Genomic DNA, 19,136 nt, shown 5'->3' on the forward strand with positions numbered 1-19,136 from the left:
ATCACTTCATTATAACAGTTGAAGCACAGTGCATCAATCCCGTGATGTCTCAACTTTACAATAAAGTGTGATCATACACTCCTAGAGGTTATATTGTACCTTTAATCCATGGTATTTTATTCAGCAACGCCGCTAAAAAGAGAGACCACCCACTTGATTCCACTATGTGAGAGATTTTGCAATAGTCCTGCCGTTTTGTCTGCCAACACATCGACCGGAGCCTTACTCTGATCTGCCCCAAGCACTTGGCTTGGCGACTGAACAGGTACAAATGGGGGTTCTTTGATTTCCTTTTGCATAGGTGCAGCTGGAACAGATTCGGTAACCGGGGAAGTTGGCTCAGTTGTTACCACGGTTGACGTGCCTCCTGATGGATTGCCAATCTGAAAGTTGCCGCCAGCCAGCTGCATTCCAAACAGAACACCCAGCAACATTAATACAGCCATGGATAACAGTCTTTTACCGAATCTGGACATATGCTTAGCCTCCTGTCACTCTCTACTATTTTCATCTTCTTACATATATAGTCCTACCCACCCTGCGACGAGGTTTCCGCACTTGCTTTGTCCACCTTCTGATCTTCCCAATACACTTGGGCAATCATGTCTGCGAGGATCTTTGATGTCCGTTGTAACTCAGCTCCTGTATTGTCAATGCCGCCTATCTCGATCAAAATACTGTTGGGTGAAAGGGTTTGGTTATACTCTCCATTGTTGGCGCCTCCGCCATCCTTACCCCACACACCACGGGATACTCCCGGGTACTTGGCTTCCAGCTTCTTATGAATTTTCGCTGCAAAGGCTTCATTCTGCCGCCAATTTGGATTTTCATGTCCAATAATGAAATACACTTTGGCGTAGCCCAAGTCATTAATTGTCGTTGTTGTTTTGCCATGACGCTGTGAATCGCGGTGAATGTCTATGAGATACGTCAGATCATCATTTTGAGCAAGTGCCGCTTTTACCGTTTGACGAGAATATTTATAGGAATAGTTCCAGTTATAATCCTTTACTTTAGTCGGGTAATCATCCTTGGCGTGCTCTACGCCGATTCCCAGCTTCTCCAGACTGTCTGAGAGATAGGTGCCCACTTGAAACACATTGCCGGTTGATTTGCCTGATGATGGATTATCACTTTTCGTACCTAGCAATGGATTGTATCCTTCCCGTGGATGGGAATGATAGATAAGAATTGATTTTTTGCCTGTTGTCGGGGAGCCTGAATTATCTTTCTCTCCATTCTTCGCTGGGGGATCTGCCTTGCCTTCTCCATCCCCAGGCTCGCTCGAATCAGGCGGATCCGTATTGTCCTGACCTGGTGGAACATGCAGTTCACTACCGGGTTTCCCTCCACCTGCGGAAGCTGTATCCGTAAGACCAGGACCGGGCTGATAATCTTCTGGAGCCTCTGCTTTTTCGTTACCAGATCCAGGACGGAGCAGAACAGGTTGGTTGGAACCCATGCCCGGCATTTCTCTAGCAATCAGGCTCTTGGGATCTTGAGGATTTACATTCGTTAGTAATTGGAAAACAAATGAAGTGAGATTCTCACCGGATATGGCAGAGGTCTGTTCTTTCTGGGTGAGATGGGGCATCTCCATACCGAGCATATCGACGAAAAAGCGGCTTGATACAGCACTCGCAAATCCTTTCATCGAAGAAACGGGTGAATTATTCAAGCGTTTCTCTGCCATGCCCCCAAGACCAAGTACGATAAAAAACAAGGCAGATATGATCATAAGCAACAACAACGTACGGCCCATGGCCAGCACGTGCAGACATCTTTTTTTCCACTTTCCAATATTCCAGGCCAATATCTTGTTCATTCTGCTGTCTCCTTCCCTGCTGGACAACTCTTATACTTCAACTCTATGAGCCCGCCCAATCTGATAGAACAGGAAAATGAAAGATTCCAGAAACAAAAAAAGAAAGTCCGATAGATTCGGACCTTCTTCTCAGTTTTAAGTTTTAATGTGTATAAGCAGCTACGTTATCCGGATTCACTGCATCATGGAGTGCGGCGTTAAGTCCTGTAGCGATAACGTTGGCAATTCCTTCAATAAACTCATCGATTTCCTTCGGAGTAACAATGAGGTCATGACCCAGTGGCTCCAGTACCTCTTTGACCAGACTCAAGCGATCTTGCTCACCAATGTCGTCCAACATGCCCATGATCTGTTTTGTCTGATCGGTTTCCTGGCGGAAGTGCGAGCGCATCATCTCAATCACATTGTTCACAATGGTGGACGCATAACATACGGTAGGCACTCCGATGGCGATGCATGGCACGCCTAATATCTCACGAGTCAGGCCACGCCGTTTGTTTCCAATACCGGAACCAGGATGGATACCAATATCGGCTACTTGAATGGTGGTATTTACACGTTCCAGAGAACGGGAGGCCAGGGCATCAATTGCTATAATAGCATCTGGCTTGGTCCGGTCTACAATCCCCTGTACGATGTCACTGGATTCAATGCCCGTTGTCCCTAACACACCAGGAGCAATTGCGCTGACCTCCCGATATCCTGGCGCAACCTGATCGGGCACCAATTCGAAATACTGACGGGTTACCATCAGATTTTCCACAACAAGTGGACCGAGTGAATCCGGGGTGACATTCAAGTTGCCCAGACCAACAATCAAGACCTTGGATGTTTTGTTGATTCCGGCCTTGATCATAAAATCTTCCATCTCGCGTGTGAACTCGGCAGCAACACGTTCCTGTAAATCCGTATCCCCATTCCGTAGTGAGGGGACTTCCAACGTGACATAATGACCTTTCACCCGACCAATGGCTGTGGCTGCTTCATCATTAAGTACATCAATACGTGTAATTGTAATGCCCTCTTTTTTTTCCACATCTTCCCGCAATCCGGGAATCGTCTGTTTCTGTCCACCTTGCGCCATTTCCTTGGAGTCGATGGCCAAATCGGTACGAACTGTATAGTTTTGCAAATCCAGTGTCATTCTGTCCCTGCCTCCCTTACCGCATTTGAGCATATTGTGTGGGAAAAAGAGTTTCTTTATGCAGCATGTCAAACATCGTAGGAATATCTGTTGCATTTTACATGCTAGCGTGATAGAATATTTTAAGTTGTGAAACGTTTGTATTCATGCAAATGCCTTACAGGAGGTGAATGTAATGCCAAACATCAAATCCGCTGTTAAACGCGTAAAAACGAGCGACAAGCGCCGCGCACTCAACGCTTCCCAGAAGTCTGCACTCCGTACAGCTGTTAAAGCTGCTGATGCTGCTCTGGTAAGTAACGAAGTTGATACTGCAAAAGCTGCGATTCAAGCTGCTTCCAAAAAGCTGGACAAGGCTGTAACTAAAGGTCTGGTTCATAAAAATGCTGCAGCACGCAAAAAGTCTCGCTTGGCGAAAAAACTGAACGCTCTTTCCGCACAAGCGTAAGAAGCGTTACTTATACGATCCAATGGAAAAATCCTGAACAGCATAGGCTTTCAGGATTTTTTAGTATCTGATTCGATAAGTATAAGACACAGACAAAGCGACCTTTATTCCGATGATCTAACCATCATGGAGCAAAGGTCGCTTTGTTTGTTATTTACACTAGTAATCTATTACGGTACCTATTTTTTACGCACCAAGTCTTAATAAGAACAGCTCCAGACCAAGTACTTTATCCACCGCTCCTGTTTTCATCTGGTAATCCAGTTCGCTGAGGTGACTCAAGATCATTCTCAGACGATCCGCCTGAAACTTGCGAGCTTGTTCTCCCGCAATCTTAACGGCATATGGATGCAGGCCAAGCTGACTGGCGATCTGCTGTTGGGAGTAGCTTTGTTGGCCCAACTCTTTAACTTGAATCATAATCCGAAACTGCCGAGCGATCAAAGCCGCAATTTTAATCGGTTCTTCCCGCTGCTTCAGCAACTCATAGAACAGAGCCAATGCCTTCTCCAGTCGCAAATTAGCCAGTTCTTCCACCAGTGAAAATACATTCTGCTCTGTACTGCGGGCAACCAGCGATTCAATATCAGCACGCTTAATAGTCCCACCATTACCCGCAAACAAACATAACTTGTCTACTTCAGCAGACAGGGTCTGAAGACCTGTTCCTGCATAGTTGATTAATGTTTCCGCCGCTCCTGTCTCCAAGGAAACATCCCGCTGCTTCGCCAGTTTCACGATCCAATTCAACAGCTCATCTCCACTTAGTGGAGCAAAAGCAAGAACGACTGCCTGTTTCTTGACAGCCTTCACCAGTTTCTTGCGCTCATCCAGCTTATCCCCTTGGGCCAGGAAAACAATCGTACTGTAATCTGCCGGATTTTCCATATATGTAAGCAGACGATCAACCTGATGTTCAATCTTGGATTCTTTACCTGCAGTGAACAGGCTCGCGTCCCTTACAATAATTAATTTGCGTGGAACGAGAAAAGGTACGGTCTCTGCTTCTTCAATAACGACCTCCACAGCCGTCTCAGACAAATCATATGGAATAATCGCAAAATCACGATGTTCTTCTTCAATAACCTGTTCTTTTAACATATCCGTAAATTGCTGTATCTGGTACTTCTCCGTTCCGTACAGCACATAGATCGGTGCCGTTTCTCCATTACGTATTGCCTTTGTTGCACTTTTTACATCCATTCACGGCGCCTCCTTATCCCTCTTATCCTACCAGAAAAAGCGCAAGACAACAAAGGGACCTTACATCCAGTTGCGGATGAAGGTCCCCTGTCCTACATCTATATAAACGCAGACACCAGCCATTCTAGAAAAAGCCAGCGCGCGGTCATACGACGTCAGTTGTTTGAACTGAGATAGGACTTTTTGTTACTTCCATTATATGCTTGTCATACTGAAAATGTTCTTTCGTTTGAGGAGTGAACTTCCCAATCTTAATTATTTCGCAGAAGCTCCACCTGAAACGGCAGGTACATTAAACGAATTCTTCGCCGTTGTTCCGTCCTTGTCCGTTTCGTAATTAAATAGGGTACCATCCTTAGACCAACTCGCTGACTTCAGTGTGCCCTCTATACTGCGTTGTTCAACCAAATTTAGAACATCCGGTTCGCCCACAGGTTTCGAGTATATGCTGATTTGATCACCAATAAGCATAACTACATAAGAGCCGTCAGGTGATTTCCATTCTTTTGGTGCTGCCGTTGTACTCATCTCCTGATCCGGTCCTGCTGCGAATCCTTGGCTTCCTCCAGAGGCGTCTGTACCTGCAGCGGATGTAGCGGAATCAGGAGCAGAATTACCTTCTACTGGAGCATCTTCATTTACATTCGGTACGATTGTCTGAGAAGTGAAGGAATCTCCATTGTCTGTTTCAGTTACTCCATTCTCTTCCCCATCTGCAGGAGTTCTGGGCGCACTTCCTGAATCTGGATTTTTCTGCTCGGAATCTTGATCCTGAACTTGATTCCTTTGATTATCGGTCGTAGGTGTTTTGGACGAATTGTCTTGTGTTCCTTTATTTGAAGAAGGCGTTGATTCAGTAGCCGGTTGTTGAGGAGTCGGATCTGACCGAACCTCAGGCTCCTGCACCTTTTCTCCACCATTCTCTTCGGGAGTTGTTTCTGTTCCCAGGTTATCCCCTTCCGTTGAGGAAGTATTCGAATTATCCACAAATACATCGTTGCTGCTTGGTGTGGAAGAAGCTGCTGGATCATTATTCTCAATATTCTTGCTCAATGGATTCTCATCCACATTGCCACTCTCTTGAGAAGCTCCAGAGCTCAGCATCATGGAATCGGCATTCTCAATCTGTTCAGGCTGATATCCCCAGATGGCAAATCCCAATACAACTGCCGCAGCCGCTGCCCCCATGGACATACGTCCTGCCATCGAGTTGAGCCATTTTTGCTTCGTTTTCCGCTCACTTGAACGTTGTAAATTCTCAAATGTAGCAGGGACAGGATTCATTTCCTGTATGGTGCTGCTTTGTTCCTTCCGCGCTTCGTCAATGGCATCAAGTTGTGGCATAATTGCATCAACCAGACTGAATCTCGGGCTTACTTGCGGTAATTCTTCCAGTTCTCTGGAAAGAGCTCTGAGTAAACTAAAATTCTCGGCACACTCCGGACACTTCGCCACATGCTGTAGCATCTGCGCGGTTTCCGCCTCGCCCAGATCATGATCCAGATAGCGGTGCATCCATTCCACCACCTCTTCGCATTTCATCCTGTCACACCACCTTTCTGATATTCCTGTAGTAGATTCTGTAATTGCTGCCTGGCTCTAAATAAATAAGATTTCACCGTATTCAATGGAAGATCGAGACAATCCGCAATTTCATTGTAGGATAAGTCCTGCAAATATCTTAGAACAATAACGGTCCGATGATGCTCGGGAAGCTTGTTGATCGCATCCTGAATGTCTTGGGCCACATATGTAGACATGACCTCGTACTCCACATCCTGATTATCCTGAAAAACCATGTCATGTTCGTCAATGGAGACGGATGGTTTGGTTCTTCTGAATTTATCAATACAGATGTTCGTGACGATGCGTTGTACCCAAGTTTTAAATTGGGCTTTTTCTTCGTATGAGTTGATTTTGGTGTAAATTCGGATCAATGCTTCCTGAGCAGCATCCAAAGCGTCCTGTTCATTATTTAGAATGTAATATGCGGTCCGATAGACATGTTGTTCAATCTCCCGCAATAGGGTAATTAGAGCGTCGCGATCGCCCGATTGAGCGGCTCTGATGAGTTCCGGCTCTACCACAAAGGATCCCCCTCTCCCTGCAACCTTACAGACGTGATCATCAATAAAATTGTTGCAAAGTTAAGTATTTTTTTAATTTGCCATAACAAAATAACGGCGTATGTATTTGGGCCGCTGAAATCTTCTCTTAGAATAACAGAAATTGCATAACGAGTCACCAAACGTATCCAAAAGGGATTCCATTACTTACACGACTCAATTCAAATGCAATGGCATACATTATAGCTAAGCACTTTTTGGTTCTGAAAATAAAAAAAAGTCGAAATTTGTCCAAATTTAAGCTGATTTTAATGCAATTTTCATGAAAATGGTGTATTGTAAATTTACATTCATAAAACACGAGGTGATGAGCATGCCAGCTCTAGCGAAAATTCAAGCTTTAAAAGAACAAATGCCCAAAGAATACCAAAGTATTTCCCACTTTGTGGAACATGCACTGGAGTCCATTGATACTCTGGTTGAGGAACATCGGAAGTATGTAGCTGCACAGGCATTATACGGCGATAAAATCGTTGGATCGGAAGAACGCTTGTACAGAGAAACCGTACTTGATGTCAGAGCACAGCTGTTGATGACTCTTGAAAAAACGGTAGAAGATCTGTTGCACAAGGGTGACAAACATTGGAACAAACACTTTAAGGATGGCGTGGAGTAGTTCTTATATTTCTTCTACATTTTGAAAAAATGGCCCGTTTTCCGATATTCTCCTTCGTGGAGTGTAACGGAAAGCGGGCTTTTTTGTGCTGTGCTGGGATGCTGTGCTGTAACTTGCTATCAAATGAAGTGAGGAATTAATAGCGCCTGGACGTCTTCTTTCTCAGCCTGCATATGTTAAAATATAGTAAATCTCAAGTCCACTCGTTGTTGAATATAGTTTTTTTTTAAGATGGAGGTCAATATTTGAAATGACAAAAACTCATAGAATCCATAGGCCGCGCGGAAAAATACTTGCAGCTATATTAACTGCAATTGTAATTTCACTTGTAATGGGGTTATATCACTACGTTCCCTTGGATGAAAGAATAGAGAATGCCCACTATTATTCATTCGGATATACATTTGCGGTTGGATTATTGATTAACCTCGCTATTTTACTTTTCTTAATTATGCCACTTTCCATATTGGTGGATGGATTACTTTTATACAGAAGAAAAGATAATACGTATATGAGATTGCTTGTTGCTATTGCGGCGTATGGTCTATTAGGCTTCATAGGTGGAATTATCTACTCGATATTTACACTTAACTTCATTACTTTTTCTGGTCAGACTATCCACATTATTGTAATCTCTCTTGTTTTTTTTGCCTTACAGTTGGTATTAAATCGGAGCTTTTTTCACTTATCTTCACACCGATAGTACGACTTAATGCATAAGGTTTCCATTTAGTAAACTTAGGCTTCCAATAGTGATGTCACTTCAGTATCATCACAAACCAATGGATAACTCAACGAAACATTAAGAACAGTCTAGAAAACTACAGACTGTTCTTAATGTTTCAACTAACGTTTCTTGTTAGCTTAATATATCAGGCTCAAAGTTTCATTTATTATAGAACATTTTCATTTTCTAATTCATCATTCCAATGATTATCGGTATACCCACGGCTGTTGTTCCATTCTGCTAACATTTTTCTTTGTCTCAATTCTAAATCTCTGTAAGGGGCTGCTACAAACTCGATGTCGTGGAACAAATCATTATAAATAGGTAATTCGCTATTTAATTCCTTGAATTTTTTAAATGCACCTATATCCTTATCATTTGCAGCCCAAACCACTTTTTTAATCAAAGACAACACGATCGTACCTGTGCACATAGGACAAGGCTCACAGGTAGTATATAGGGTAAGTTCATTTTTAGGAATAAATTTCTTGCTCTCAAGATGAAGTATCATATTTCCAGCTTTTCTTATAGCGTCCACTTCGGCGTGTGCTGTAGAATCACAGCTTGAAAAAACTCTGTTCCTACCTCGGCTTACAACTAAACCATCTGCATCAATAATAATTGCACCGATAGGAAAAGTACCCTCATCTCTAGCCTTTTCTGCCTCTTCAAAAGCTAAAAGAAGGTTTTCGTAATGCTTGTCCAAATTATACACATCCCATCTCAGTCATTTCCAACAATAATATATTCCAGAAATATACCGCTACTCCTTCTCCCATAAAGCTACTTTTTTCACGGCTACGCTACCCTGCCCGTTATACAGCTCATGTAAATTCCGTCACTCAACTCCAACCACCTTGTACCGGATATCAATCTTTCCATCCTTCACTTTCATCTGTACCTCACCCATCTGATCGGTCCGATAAATCTCTGACCCGGTAGCTTCCAGCCGTTCCATCACTCCTGGGTTGGGATGCCCATATGTATTGTTAACTCCTGAAGATATCACAGCGGTTTTGGCGTTCCAGTATTGGAGCCAGGCTTCGGTTGACGACGTTTTACTCCCATGATGAGCGACCTTTAACACGTCTATGGAGACAGATGCTGGTGGAGCAATATTTGAATTTTCCGGCAACAGGCCTGTAAGTCCCCTTTGTACAACTCCCTTTGTAACTCCAATATCTGCACCTTTCTGTTTAAACTGGGCAGCCAATGAGCCGTCCTGAATCATATAGAGCAGGTCCTGCTCGGCTGCTGCATCCATGTCCCCGGTGAACAGCATGGAAGTGCCAGCCATGTCCAGCAAAAAGACAACTGAATCATGATTCTGGTGTTCCGACACAGGCATATTACCTGGATCATGTACATCCATATGCGCCAGATCTGGAGCTATAAAACGTAAACTTGTCTCTTTATCAGCCTTATAAGTCATACCCTGCTGAATGGCGTACAGAGGAATTTTTCGTTCCATGGCTGTATTCAGTAACTTATCAAAGTTCTCCTTACCGCTGGTCGTTCCATTAAACATGAAATGTTTAACCGGAATCTGTTCCAGCACAGCCTGTAGCCCTCCGGCATGATCCTGATCGGCATGTGTTACAATGACAGCGTCCAGTTGGTGGATGCCTCTCTTTTTCAATAAAGGAACAACCACCTTGGCTCCGACCTCATACGGATCACGTCTTGTTTTCCACGATTGCTCGGTGTTCCCAAAGTTAACTGTTCCCCCGCCATCCACCAAAATGTGTTTGCCTTCCGGGGTTGTGATCAACGTACTGTCCCCTTGTCCAATATCCAAAAACTGCACAATGCCGGTTCCAGCAGGTTTGGGAGTCTGATATGCCCACCACAAGCCAGCAACAAAGCTGAGCACGAGCAAGCCGCACAACCATTGCTGAGCTTTACTCATTCGTTCATGTGCATAATAACCTGCACCTCGTGCGGTAAATGCACTTGTATACTCCGGCCAGGCAATACTGGCTCCTAATATGGTTAACGAAGTTTCTTTTCCATCTATACGTTTCTTACCTTGATCCTGATCCTGTGCCGCGTTAGACATCGAAGAGCGAATGCCCATATTCCCCATGGAAACTATAGGTTGTCGCCTCACAAGAGGTGCTGTATCCTCCTCAATAAACGCCGTTTCCCTCTGTTCACCATTGCCACGATGCAACAAGTAAAGTAAGGCATACAACACGGCATAATATGCGGCTATCCACAACAGGGAAGGTGTTGCCCAGATCAACACAAAACCTGGCAGGCTGTTCATCCACTCTACGCTTACAAATGTCAGCTGATTCAGTTGAATCGCAATCCATGCGAGAGGTCTCGCCAAGGGAACCCATATGAATGACAATAGCATGGCGACCGTCCCCAGAGGTAATATAATGGCGCTAATCAGAGAAACCAGTAGAAAGTTGGCCACAAATGAGAGCAATGAGAATTGGTTGAAATACAAGATGGTTACTGGAAAAGAAATCAGCTGAGCGGTCACCGTAACCGATGCTGTTGCAGCAAGAGATTTCGGCCAACTGCTGAAGAGTCGGCTAATCAACGGCATGTAGATCATCAAACCTGCGGTTACGAGAAAGGATAACTGGAAGCTCACACTTAGCAAAAAGTACGGGTCCCACCACATCATCAGCAAAGCTGCTGCACAAATCATCTGGAGACCGTCTCTGGCGAGACCACGGCGTGCCATATACAAACCAATCATGGACATAATCCCTGCCCGAATGACTGAAGGTGAACCACCGGATAACAGTACATAAGCTGGCACCAGGATCAGAACAATCGTGAGTGCCGTCTCTCTGGTAAGCTTTAACCAGGATAGAATAAGGAGAAGAGAAGCTACATATACAGCGACATGAGTTCCGGAGATCGCCAGGATATGCGTTAGACCCAGTTGTGAAAACTGACCATAAGTTCCTGGATCAATATCATTAGCCATCCCGATGATCAAGCCCTTCATATAGCCTGCATGGGGCTCAGGAAATAACTGCTCTATCGCCGAACCCAACCTATGCCTCGTCCAATCCGTCCACCGTAGTACGTTAAATTGTCCAATGCCCTCAGGAGGCGTAGCTGTGACCGAGCCGACTCCCTTCACTTTGAACAACCAATGGATATGGAGGGTTCGCAAATAACTGCGATAATCAAACCCGCCAAAGTTCCTCGCTTCGCCCGGAAGGGCAAATGAACCATCAAGTGTGATTAAATCACCCCGCTTCCAGCCCCCTGCTACCTGTTGTTCTTCTTCCTCCAACAGTCTGACTTGTACCATCAATTGTTCATCTATTTTGAATGCAGATGATGTTGCCAGACTTGTATCTGCTGATGAATCCGATAAGCGCATTATTGAAGACATCTGTATCTTAAAGTCAGCCCGATCTCCATCAATACGTACATCCGACACAAGCTCACCCTGAATTTCGGCTACCGAACCGTCAAGCTCTTTAGTAGCGATATGAGTAGTCTCGGACAGGCTACTGTGATTGCGTGCGTCATTCCATTCCCAATGTGTAGCACCTCCAATAAGGGCAACGAGTAAAAAGAAAATGGACCATCCACGTACATCTATGAAACGAAGCAGAAGTGGCAGACACGCCAGCGCTCCAATCATTCCCCAGATTAACGTCCAACCGGTTAACACACATGCCATCCCGCTACCGCATAACCAGCACATCGTAAAAGTCAGCAAAGGTCTGCCTTTCATTCGTCTCCCTCCTTCACGTCACGCGTTGAACGCAGAAAAACCCCCGAAAAGCCAATTCAGGCTTGCCGGAGGTTCTCCCTCGCATATTCGACCATATTCACATTAATTGCTCACAGTCATCATCGTTTCCCGCGGGGGCTGGTAATTCTCCAGCCTGCGGAACGTTATGCCCTTCTGTTCCATCATATTCGTAACCTTACGCGTATCTTTAGGATAAGAGCGATGAAACACGATTTCTGTAATACCACTATTCGCAAGCATATTGGCACATGTCCAGCAAGGTTCGTCGGTCACATACACAGACGAGCCTTCGCGGTCGATTCGATCTGTGAATAAAAGCAAATTTTGCTCAGCATGGATTGTGCGAATGCAGCGTTGCTTTTTCACCATTTCTTCCTGACCATCGGTCACAACCAACTCATATTCTTCCGATATCATGCAACCCGCTTCAGAACAGTCCGGAACACCAGTGGGTGCACCATTATAGGCTGTTCCCAGCAGTTTCTTTCCCTGAACTAGCACGGCACCTACATGACGACGCGAACAGCGGGAACGGGTGGAAACCATATACGCGATGTCCATAAAATACGTATCCCAGTCCTTGCGTACCTCTACTGTACTCATGCTGCTTTCCTCCCGCTCAACACATTTTTTATTCTAATATTACCGGATCTGCACATATGGTGCCATCTTCTCCAGCATCTTCATGCCGATTCCTTTGACCTTTGTCAGATCACTAACTTTTGTGAAAGGACCATGTGCATTCCGATAGTCCACAATGGCCTGAGCTTTCTTCTCTCCGATTCCGGGGAGCTCTGTAAGCTTGGAGAGAGGTGCACTATTCACATCAATCTTGCCATTATCGCTTGCTTCCTCACGAACGATAGATGAATTACTACTTGATGCCGTCTCGGAGGTAACCGAAGGATTGGATTTCATATCTTGCACTACCGGTTCAGTCGAAGCAGCAGTAACCAATGAAATATCGTTCGTCTGAGTTGGAGTTTGGACTACTGGATCAACTTCAACTGCACCAATCAAGCTTTCTTTAGACTCTCCTACCTTTGCATCATTCTCAGTCTCCATCCCATTTGCATCCGTTCCTGAAGATGTCCCTGGTTTGCCCTGAACCGAAGTAGCCGACTGTACAGCAGGAAGTTCCTGCTCTAACGTCGGCTTCTCGGTGCCGAGCTGCAAGGGTTCCCAGCCACTAGGTAGTTGTTCACTTTTGCCCGACCATAATATGAGTATACTTCCAACCACCGCAGCAGCAATAGTCATTCCTTTGTTCCATCTCATTTCTTCCACACCTCTCCCTGAATTCAAAATCATTCATTTCGAACACGGGCGGTGCTTCCGAACCGTTGAACATCCCTGATGAAACAAGTTATGCATTTTTCATGTCATGTGAAACAGGTCCTCACGCATAGAATAGAGGGAATGAACTGCGCCAGTACCGTAAAGCATGAAAGGAGGCCTGAACAATGAAGGTTGGATTTATCGGAACCGGCAGCATGGGCAGCCTGCTGATCTATGCCCTAATTCAATCCGGTGCACTTGAGCCCCGGCAGATCGCGGCCAGCAATCGAACCCCATCCAAAGTACGACAGTTATCCCTCCGTTACCCCGGTCTGCATGAATCCCAGAGCAATCGGGAAACGGTGATCCGAAGTAATATCATCTTCCTGTGCGTGAAGCCGCTTGAATTCAAACATGTCATTGACGACATCCTGCCTGTCGTGAATCCCAATCATATCATTGTCTCGATCACCAGTCCCGTGCAGCTGCGCCATCTGGAATCTTCACTTCCTTGCAAAGTCTCCAAGGTTATTCCCAGCGTCACACACCAGGTTGGCAGCGGCGCGTCCCTGTGTATACACGGCGAACGAATGACTAATGAAGACCGCGCTGTGTTGGAAAGTCTGCTTAGTCATATAGGCAGGCCGTACCAAGTGGACGAAGCCTGTACACGAATCACATCCGACTTCTCCAGTTGCGGACCTGCATTCATATCGTTCTTTTTGGAACAATGGATCGAAAGTGCCGTGAAGCTGACAGGCATCAAAAGAGCAGATGCCTGCGCTCTGGCTGGCGAAATGCTTCTGGGAACAGGCAAGCTGCTTACCGAAGGAGGATACACGCCGCAAGAGCTTCAAGCTCGTGTCGCTGTACCTGGCGGTATTACCGCTCAGGCACTTGCACTGCTGAAGGTTAGTCTCGACGGTGTTTTCGACAGCCTGATCCGCACGACACATGACAAATATGATGAAGATTTGTTAAAGCTGGATGAACTATTTCGAGCCGGTGAGATTAACCGGCAACAATATTAACGAGTTTGCCTGGAACGGCAATGACCTTGCGAATGGTCTTGCCTTCCAGCGCCTGCTTAACAGGTGCCAGCTCCATCGTGAAGTCCTGCATACCCTGTGCATCCAAGTCCTTCGCGATCGTGGCACGAGTTACGATTTTACCGTTTACCTGAACAACGATTTCTACTTCCGCATCCACTGTCATGGACTCGTCATATTCCGGCCAAGCCACGTAAGAGATTCCACCTTCATGACCCAAACGACTCCACAGTTCTTCTGCCATATGCGGTGCCAGTGGTGACAGCAGTTGCACAAAGTTCTCCATCGCTTCACGAGGCAGTGTATCGGCTTTGTATGCATCGTTGATGAAGATCATCAGCTGGCTGATAGATGTGTTGAAGCGCAGATGTTCCAGATCTTCCGTCACTTTTTTGATCGTTTTGTGAGCAGTCCGCTTGAACTCATCCGTTCCACCGTCCACCGTAATCTTGTCATTGATGGCTCCTGTATCTTCGTTAATGAAGAGACGCCATACACGTGACAGGAAGCGGTGCATGCCTTCAACCCCGTTTGCATTCCACGGTTTTGTCGCTTCCAATGGTCCCATGAACATTTCGTACAGACGCAATGTATCCGCACCGAATTCATTCACAATTTCATCCGGGTTGATGACATTACCACGAGATTTACTCATTTTCTCATTGTTCGTGCCTAGGATCATACCTTGGTTCACCAGTTTGTGGAACGGCTCTTTGGTATCCACAACACCCAGATCATACAGTACTTTATGCCAGAAACGAGCATACAGCAAGTGAAGCACCGCGTGCTCCGCTCCGCCAATGTACAGATCAACAGGCAGCCACTGCTGCTGTTTCTCCTTGGAGATCAGTTCCTTGTCATTGTGCGGATCGATAAAGCGCAGGTAATACCAGCAGCTACCCGCCCATTGTGGCATGGTGTTGGTCTCACGACGCGCCTTCATTCCCGTTTCCGGATCTACCGTATTCACCCACTCCGTAACATTCGCCAGTGGTGATTCTCCAGTACCCGAAGGTTTGATCTGATCGATATCAGGCAGCAGCAGTGGAAGTTGATCCTCCGGTACGGTCTTCATCGTTCCGTCTTCCAGATGCAGAATCGGAATTGGCTCACCCCAGTAGCGCTGACGGCTGAACAGCCAATCACGCAGACGATAGGTTACTTTCCCTTGTCCTTTACCGTTCTCTTCCAACCAGGCAATCATCTTGGCAACTGCTTCTTCATTGTTCAGTCCGTTCAGGAAATCGGAATTCACATGTGCGCCATCACCGGAATATGCCTCTTGTGTAACGTCTCCACCTTGAATAACCTCAATGATATCCAGACCGAACTGCTTCGCAAATTCCCAGTCACGCGCATCATGCCCTGGAACAGCCATAACCGCACCTGTACCATAACCCGCAAGAACGTAATCAGCAATCCAGATCGGCAATTTTGCACCATTAACGGGATTGATTGCATAAGCACCAGTGAATACACCTGTTTTGTCCTTGGCCAAATCCGTACGTTCCAGATCACTCTTACGAGAAGCCTGCTCCTGATAAGCCTGAATCGCTTCACGTTGGTCATCCGTTGTAATCGCTTCTACCAATTCATGTTCCGGAGCAAGTACTGCAAAGCTCGCACCGAACAATGTGTCCGCACGGGTAGTGAATACCTTAATAACTTCCTCGCGACCTTCAATGGCAAAAACAACTTCTGCACCTGTCGATTTACCGATCCAGTTACGCTGCATATCCTTGATGCTTTCAGACCAATCCAGCTCTTCCAAGTCTTCCAACAGACGCTCTGCATACTCGGTAATTTTCAGTACCCATTGACGCATCGGTTTACGTACAACCGGATGTCCACCGCGTTCACTCTTGCCATCAATAACCTCTTCATTAGCCAGTACCGTTCCAAGTGCTTCGCACCAGTTTACTGCGACTTCGTCCACATAAGCGAGGCCCTTATTGTACAACTGGATAAATATCCATTGTGTCCATTTATAATACTCAGGGTCCGTTGTGCTGATCTCACGATCCCAGTCATAGGAGAAACCGAGTGATTTGATCTGGCGACGGAAGTTGTCAATATTGCGGAATGTAATATGCCGTGGATGTTCACCTGTATCCAATGCATGCTGCTCAGCAGGCAGACCGAAAGCATCCCAACCCATCGGATGTAATACATTGTAACCGCGCATACGTTTGTAACGGGAAACGATATCCGTTGCCGTATATCCTTCCGGGTGACCTACGTGCAGACCTGAACCGGATGGATAAGGGAACATATCCAGTGCATAAAATTTCGGTTTAGCAGGGTCCTCACCCGTTTTAAACGTTTTATTGGCATCCCAGTATTGCTGCCAACTTTTTTCCATGACTTGTGGCTGATAGCCGTGCTTCGGCTGGTTATTCTCACTCATCTATTGTTCCTCCTTCAGGTTACTCGCTTAGCTTTAATTGCAACAAAAAAACCTCAGCATCCCGTAGCGTTTGCAGCGCTAGGGACGAGAGGTTGAATTCCCGTGGTACCACCCTAGTTAGCGGACGAACGTGCTTCGTCATCCACTCCCTTTGGACCTGTAACGGCGGTTAACCGATGCGGATTTCCATTCCTGAATTCCAGCTTATACTTAGCAGGTTAGACAGGATGGTGTAATCACCGCATTTCTCCAAGGCGAGTTCGCAATTTACTGTCAACCGGCTTGCACCAACCGCCGGCTCTCTGTGATGTACAGAAATCACTACTAATCCTTATCATCGAAATATGTATACAATATCGGGAACATTATATAAAAAAGCAAGCCCAAAGTCAATATTACATGTTATAAACACCATCTTGAAGCTCATGGTTCGTACCCTTCATAACGCGGTTGCTGTTCAGGACAACCGAAATCGCTCAATTCCTTCCTCCAGGTTATGAATAGTCCAATTCACATGTTCCTGATTGTCATATTGCCGATAAGCGCACTCAATGCGCAGCACCAGATCAAAGTATAAGTCATACAGACTTCTTCTTTTTAGCTCACTTTCAGTCGTAATCGCACGCCCATAACCTTTCACAAAACCGGGTGTATAGTTAAAATGACTGAAATAATGCTCCATCAGAGGGTCTGCCCACAGTGAACGTTCAAAATCAATAATTGCTGTGATGCGACCTTTGTCTACTAGAATATTTCCATCCCATAGATCCCAGCTGACAAGAAGAGGTTCTTTTACATCGTCCAACACATCCGATTTCTCTTCAATCAAACGTCTCAATTCAGAGTGATCCATCGAAAATGTAATCCCGGCTTCTTCCCCATCGGCAAGAACGTCTTCCATCAGGTTCATAAATGCTTCTTTCCATGTGGAATAACGCTGTTTTTGCTCTGAGAAATATCCGAACTTCTCGCCCTTGATTTCATTTATTCGACGATTGTAACGCCCCAGTTGTTGTTCAACGGCTTCCTGCTCTTCCGCAGAATACTGATCCTTGACCTGATTATAGGGTGTTCCAGACATGTACTCCATGATAAAATACCGCGCTGAAGCCATGGTTAACGAATCATCATAAACCAGAACTTTGGGTACGGGAACATCCTTCAACTCGCCGATGAGACGCAGTGCCTCGACCTCAGCAATCATCAGATCCTGCTCACAGCGCATCAGATTGGTGGAAGCCGAAGGGGCAATTTTGAGTACCACTTGCTGTTGGTCACTCAATGTAATGAGATATGCATGATTGGCCCAGCCATCCACCATTTCCTTGTAGTCCTGTATACTTGCAGATAGATGCTGCTCGATTATGGCATTTATTTGTTCTGACGAGAGTCTTGTTTTATATGTACTTTCCACTTCCACACCTCACCTCGACTATTGGTTTCCATAGAAAACGCTTTCTATCCGACTATTATCGCCTCCTTTACTTTAGCTCGCAATACTTTTTGTCACGCTCTTGGGTCTTTCCAAGCATTTCTTCGCCCGATCACAGAAACATGTCAATCCATCTTTACGAGAAATAAAAAAACTGCCCCCATACAACATAAGGAACAGTTTTTATCTTTTATACTTACTTCACAGCAACGTAGAACAAGCGCTGTGCGCTGTCTCCTGCCTCTTTCCATTCAAAATCCGCATATACCTTCACATCTCTAAAACCTGCCTTGGATAACTCCAGCTTCATCCAGTCCGGGTTATATGCACGTTGGACATGAACTTCTTCAAACCGCTGATACATATCCTTGCTGCCGTCATCCACACGTGAAAAAATACTGAGATGATGCTCAATCTCACAGCGATCCTGGTCCAAATCACAAGTCCAAATATAAGATACGGAGCGCTCATCAAGCACAAAAGGCTGCTCCTCATCATAACGGATAAGCGTATTGGGATGATGCACATCAAACAAAAACGTTCCATCCGGCTTCAGCATCTCATATGTCCGCTGGAATGTTCGAACGACATCTTCTTGTTCAAGCAGATAATTGACGCAATCGCAGAATGATATCACCGAATCCACAGGTTCCGGAACTCGCCAGTCTCGCATATCCTGCTGCACCCAACGTACGCTGCCTTCCCGATACAAGCGATGACCCTGAGGCGTAGCCTCCATCTTGCTGCGCGCAACCGACAGCATATCTGCTGACAGGTCAATGCCTGTAACTTCGAAACCGGAGTTCACGAGCGGGATTGTAATAGAGCCCGTTCCACAGCCAAGTTCAGCGACACTTTTGGGCATTCCATGCTGTTCCCATGCTGTTCTTGCAAACCTTATCCAGTCCGGATAAGGCATATCTTCCATTAATTCATCGTAGACATAGGCAAATTTCCGGTAAGACATGTCAGGCACCGCACTTTCAATTTCATTTTTCAATCCTGATCTATATAAGTTGAACTAAAGAATATTTACACTGGGCACTCCAATGACAGAACAACCTTCCGATCACTGTTATCCCCAGATTTTTTTGATTCCTTTTATAAAGGATTAAATCCGGGGATAGCGTATTCTTCCGAAGCAG

General features: G+C 45.6%; 17 protein-coding genes and 1 other annotated feature. Of the genes, 4 read left to right on the top strand and 13 right to left on the bottom strand.

Annotated elements, in window-relative coordinates; all coding sequences use genetic code 11:
• Window positions 1-116: 116 nt before the first annotated feature.
• From MKX40_RS21845 to gpr, 3 genes are all read right to left on the bottom strand, one after another.
• A complete protein-coding gene (locus tag MKX40_RS21845) occupies window positions 117-476 on the bottom strand; it encodes a hypothetical protein (RefSeq protein WP_339236080.1) in 360 nt (119 codons plus the stop codon).
• 53 nt (window positions 477-529) lie between these two features.
• Complete coding sequence (locus MKX40_RS21850) at window positions 530-1,825, bottom strand: stage II sporulation protein P (protein WP_339236082.1); 1,296 nt, start codon at window positions 1,823-1,825, stop codon at window positions 530-532.
• A 142-nt stretch (window positions 1,826-1,967) separates the two neighbouring features.
• The gene (gpr, locus tag MKX40_RS21855; RefSeq protein ID WP_253439436.1) at window positions 1,968-2,969 is read right to left on the bottom strand and encodes a GPR endopeptidase; all 1,002 of its coding nucleotides are present in this window, start codon (window positions 2,967-2,969) and stop codon (window positions 1,968-1,970) included.
• A gap of 175 nt (window positions 2,970-3,144) precedes the next feature.
• On the opposite strand from gpr, the gene rpsT reads away from it, so the two are divergent.
• Window positions 3,145-3,417, top strand: coding sequence for a 30S ribosomal protein S20 (gene rpsT / locus MKX40_RS21860; RefSeq protein WP_024628504.1), 273 nt, complete (start codon window positions 3,145-3,147; stop codon window positions 3,415-3,417).
• A 186-nt stretch (window positions 3,418-3,603) separates the two neighbouring features.
• On the opposite strand, the gene holA is transcribed toward rpsT, so the two are convergent.
• The 3 genes from holA to MKX40_RS21875 all read right to left on the bottom strand — a co-directional run bounded on the left by holA (window position 3,604) and on the right by MKX40_RS21875 (window position 6,707).
• Window positions 3,604-4,620: a DNA polymerase III subunit delta gene (gene holA / locus MKX40_RS21865; RefSeq protein ID WP_339236086.1), complete on the bottom strand. Its 1,017-nt coding sequence runs from the start codon at window positions 4,618-4,620 to the stop codon at window positions 3,604-3,606.
• A gap of 255 nt (window positions 4,621-4,875) precedes the next feature.
• Entirely contained in the window at window positions 4,876-6,162 is a 1,287-nt protein-coding gene (locus tag MKX40_RS21870) for a zf-HC2 domain-containing protein (protein WP_339236089.1), read from the bottom strand.
• Entirely contained in the window at window positions 6,159-6,707 is a 549-nt protein-coding gene (locus MKX40_RS21875; protein ID WP_017687205.1) for a sigma-70 family RNA polymerase sigma factor, read from the bottom strand. The genes MKX40_RS21870 and MKX40_RS21875 overlap by 4 nt, the downstream gene beginning before the upstream one ends.
• A gap of 352 nt (window positions 6,708-7,059) precedes the next feature.
• Between MKX40_RS21875 and MKX40_RS21880 the strand changes: the two genes are divergently transcribed.
• A complete protein-coding gene (locus MKX40_RS21880; RefSeq protein WP_062835531.1) occupies window positions 7,060-7,362 on the top strand; it encodes a hypothetical protein in 303 nt (100 codons plus the stop codon).
• A 250-nt stretch (window positions 7,363-7,612) separates the two neighbouring features.
• A complete protein-coding gene (locus MKX40_RS21885) occupies window positions 7,613-8,065 on the top strand; it encodes a hypothetical protein (RefSeq protein WP_339236091.1) in 453 nt (150 codons plus the stop codon).
• A gap of 190 nt (window positions 8,066-8,255) precedes the next feature.
• On the opposite strand, the gene MKX40_RS21890 is transcribed toward MKX40_RS21885, so the two are convergent.
• From MKX40_RS21890 to MKX40_RS21905, 4 genes are all read right to left on the bottom strand, one after another.
• On the bottom strand, window positions 8,256-8,795 hold the full coding sequence (locus MKX40_RS21890; RefSeq protein ID WP_339236093.1) for a nucleoside deaminase: 540 nt from the start codon (window positions 8,793-8,795) through the stop codon (window positions 8,256-8,258).
• 132 nt (window positions 8,796-8,927) lie between these two features.
• Entirely contained in the window at window positions 8,928-11,804 is a 2,877-nt protein-coding gene (locus MKX40_RS21895; protein ID WP_339236096.1) for a ComEC/Rec2 family competence protein, read from the bottom strand.
• 102 nt (window positions 11,805-11,906) lie between these two features.
• Window positions 11,907-12,428: a deaminase gene (locus tag MKX40_RS21900; RefSeq protein WP_339236098.1), complete on the bottom strand. Its 522-nt coding sequence runs from the start codon at window positions 12,426-12,428 to the stop codon at window positions 11,907-11,909.
• Between the two features lie 39 nt (window positions 12,429-12,467).
• Entirely contained in the window at window positions 12,468-13,103 is a 636-nt protein-coding gene (locus MKX40_RS21905; protein ID WP_339236100.1) for a helix-hairpin-helix domain-containing protein, read from the bottom strand.
• Window positions 13,104-13,288: 185 nt separating this feature from the next.
• On the opposite strand from MKX40_RS21905, the gene comER reads away from it, so the two are divergent.
• A complete protein-coding gene (gene comER, locus MKX40_RS21910; RefSeq protein ID WP_339236103.1) occupies window positions 13,289-14,134 on the top strand; it encodes a late competence protein ComER in 846 nt (281 codons plus the stop codon).
• On the opposite strand, the gene leuS is transcribed toward comER, so the two are convergent.
• The 3 genes from leuS to MKX40_RS21925 all read right to left on the bottom strand — a co-directional run bounded on the left by leuS (window position 14,115) and on the right by MKX40_RS21925 (window position 18,958).
• On the bottom strand, window positions 14,115-16,559 hold the full coding sequence (leuS, locus tag MKX40_RS21915) for a leucine--tRNA ligase (RefSeq protein ID WP_339236105.1): 2,445 nt from the start codon (window positions 16,557-16,559) through the stop codon (window positions 14,115-14,117). The two genes, comER and leuS, sit on opposite strands and share 20 nt — an antisense overlap.
• Window positions 16,560-16,636: 77 nt before the next feature.
• Window positions 16,637-16,906, bottom strand: a binding site (T-box leader).
• 110 nt (window positions 16,907-17,016) lie between these two features.
• Entirely contained in the window at window positions 17,017-17,973 is a 957-nt protein-coding gene (locus tag MKX40_RS21920) for an aminoglycoside phosphotransferase family protein (RefSeq protein ID WP_339236107.1), read from the bottom strand.
• Between the two features lie 214 nt (window positions 17,974-18,187).
• A complete protein-coding gene (locus MKX40_RS21925) occupies window positions 18,188-18,958 on the bottom strand; it encodes a class I SAM-dependent methyltransferase (RefSeq protein ID WP_339236110.1) in 771 nt (256 codons plus the stop codon).
• Between the last annotated feature and the right edge of the window lie 178 nt (window positions 18,959-19,136).

The sequence above is a fragment of the Paenibacillus sp. FSL R5-0517 genome, assembly GCF_037974355.1.
GTDB lineage: Bacteria > Bacillota > Bacilli > Paenibacillales > Paenibacillaceae > Paenibacillus.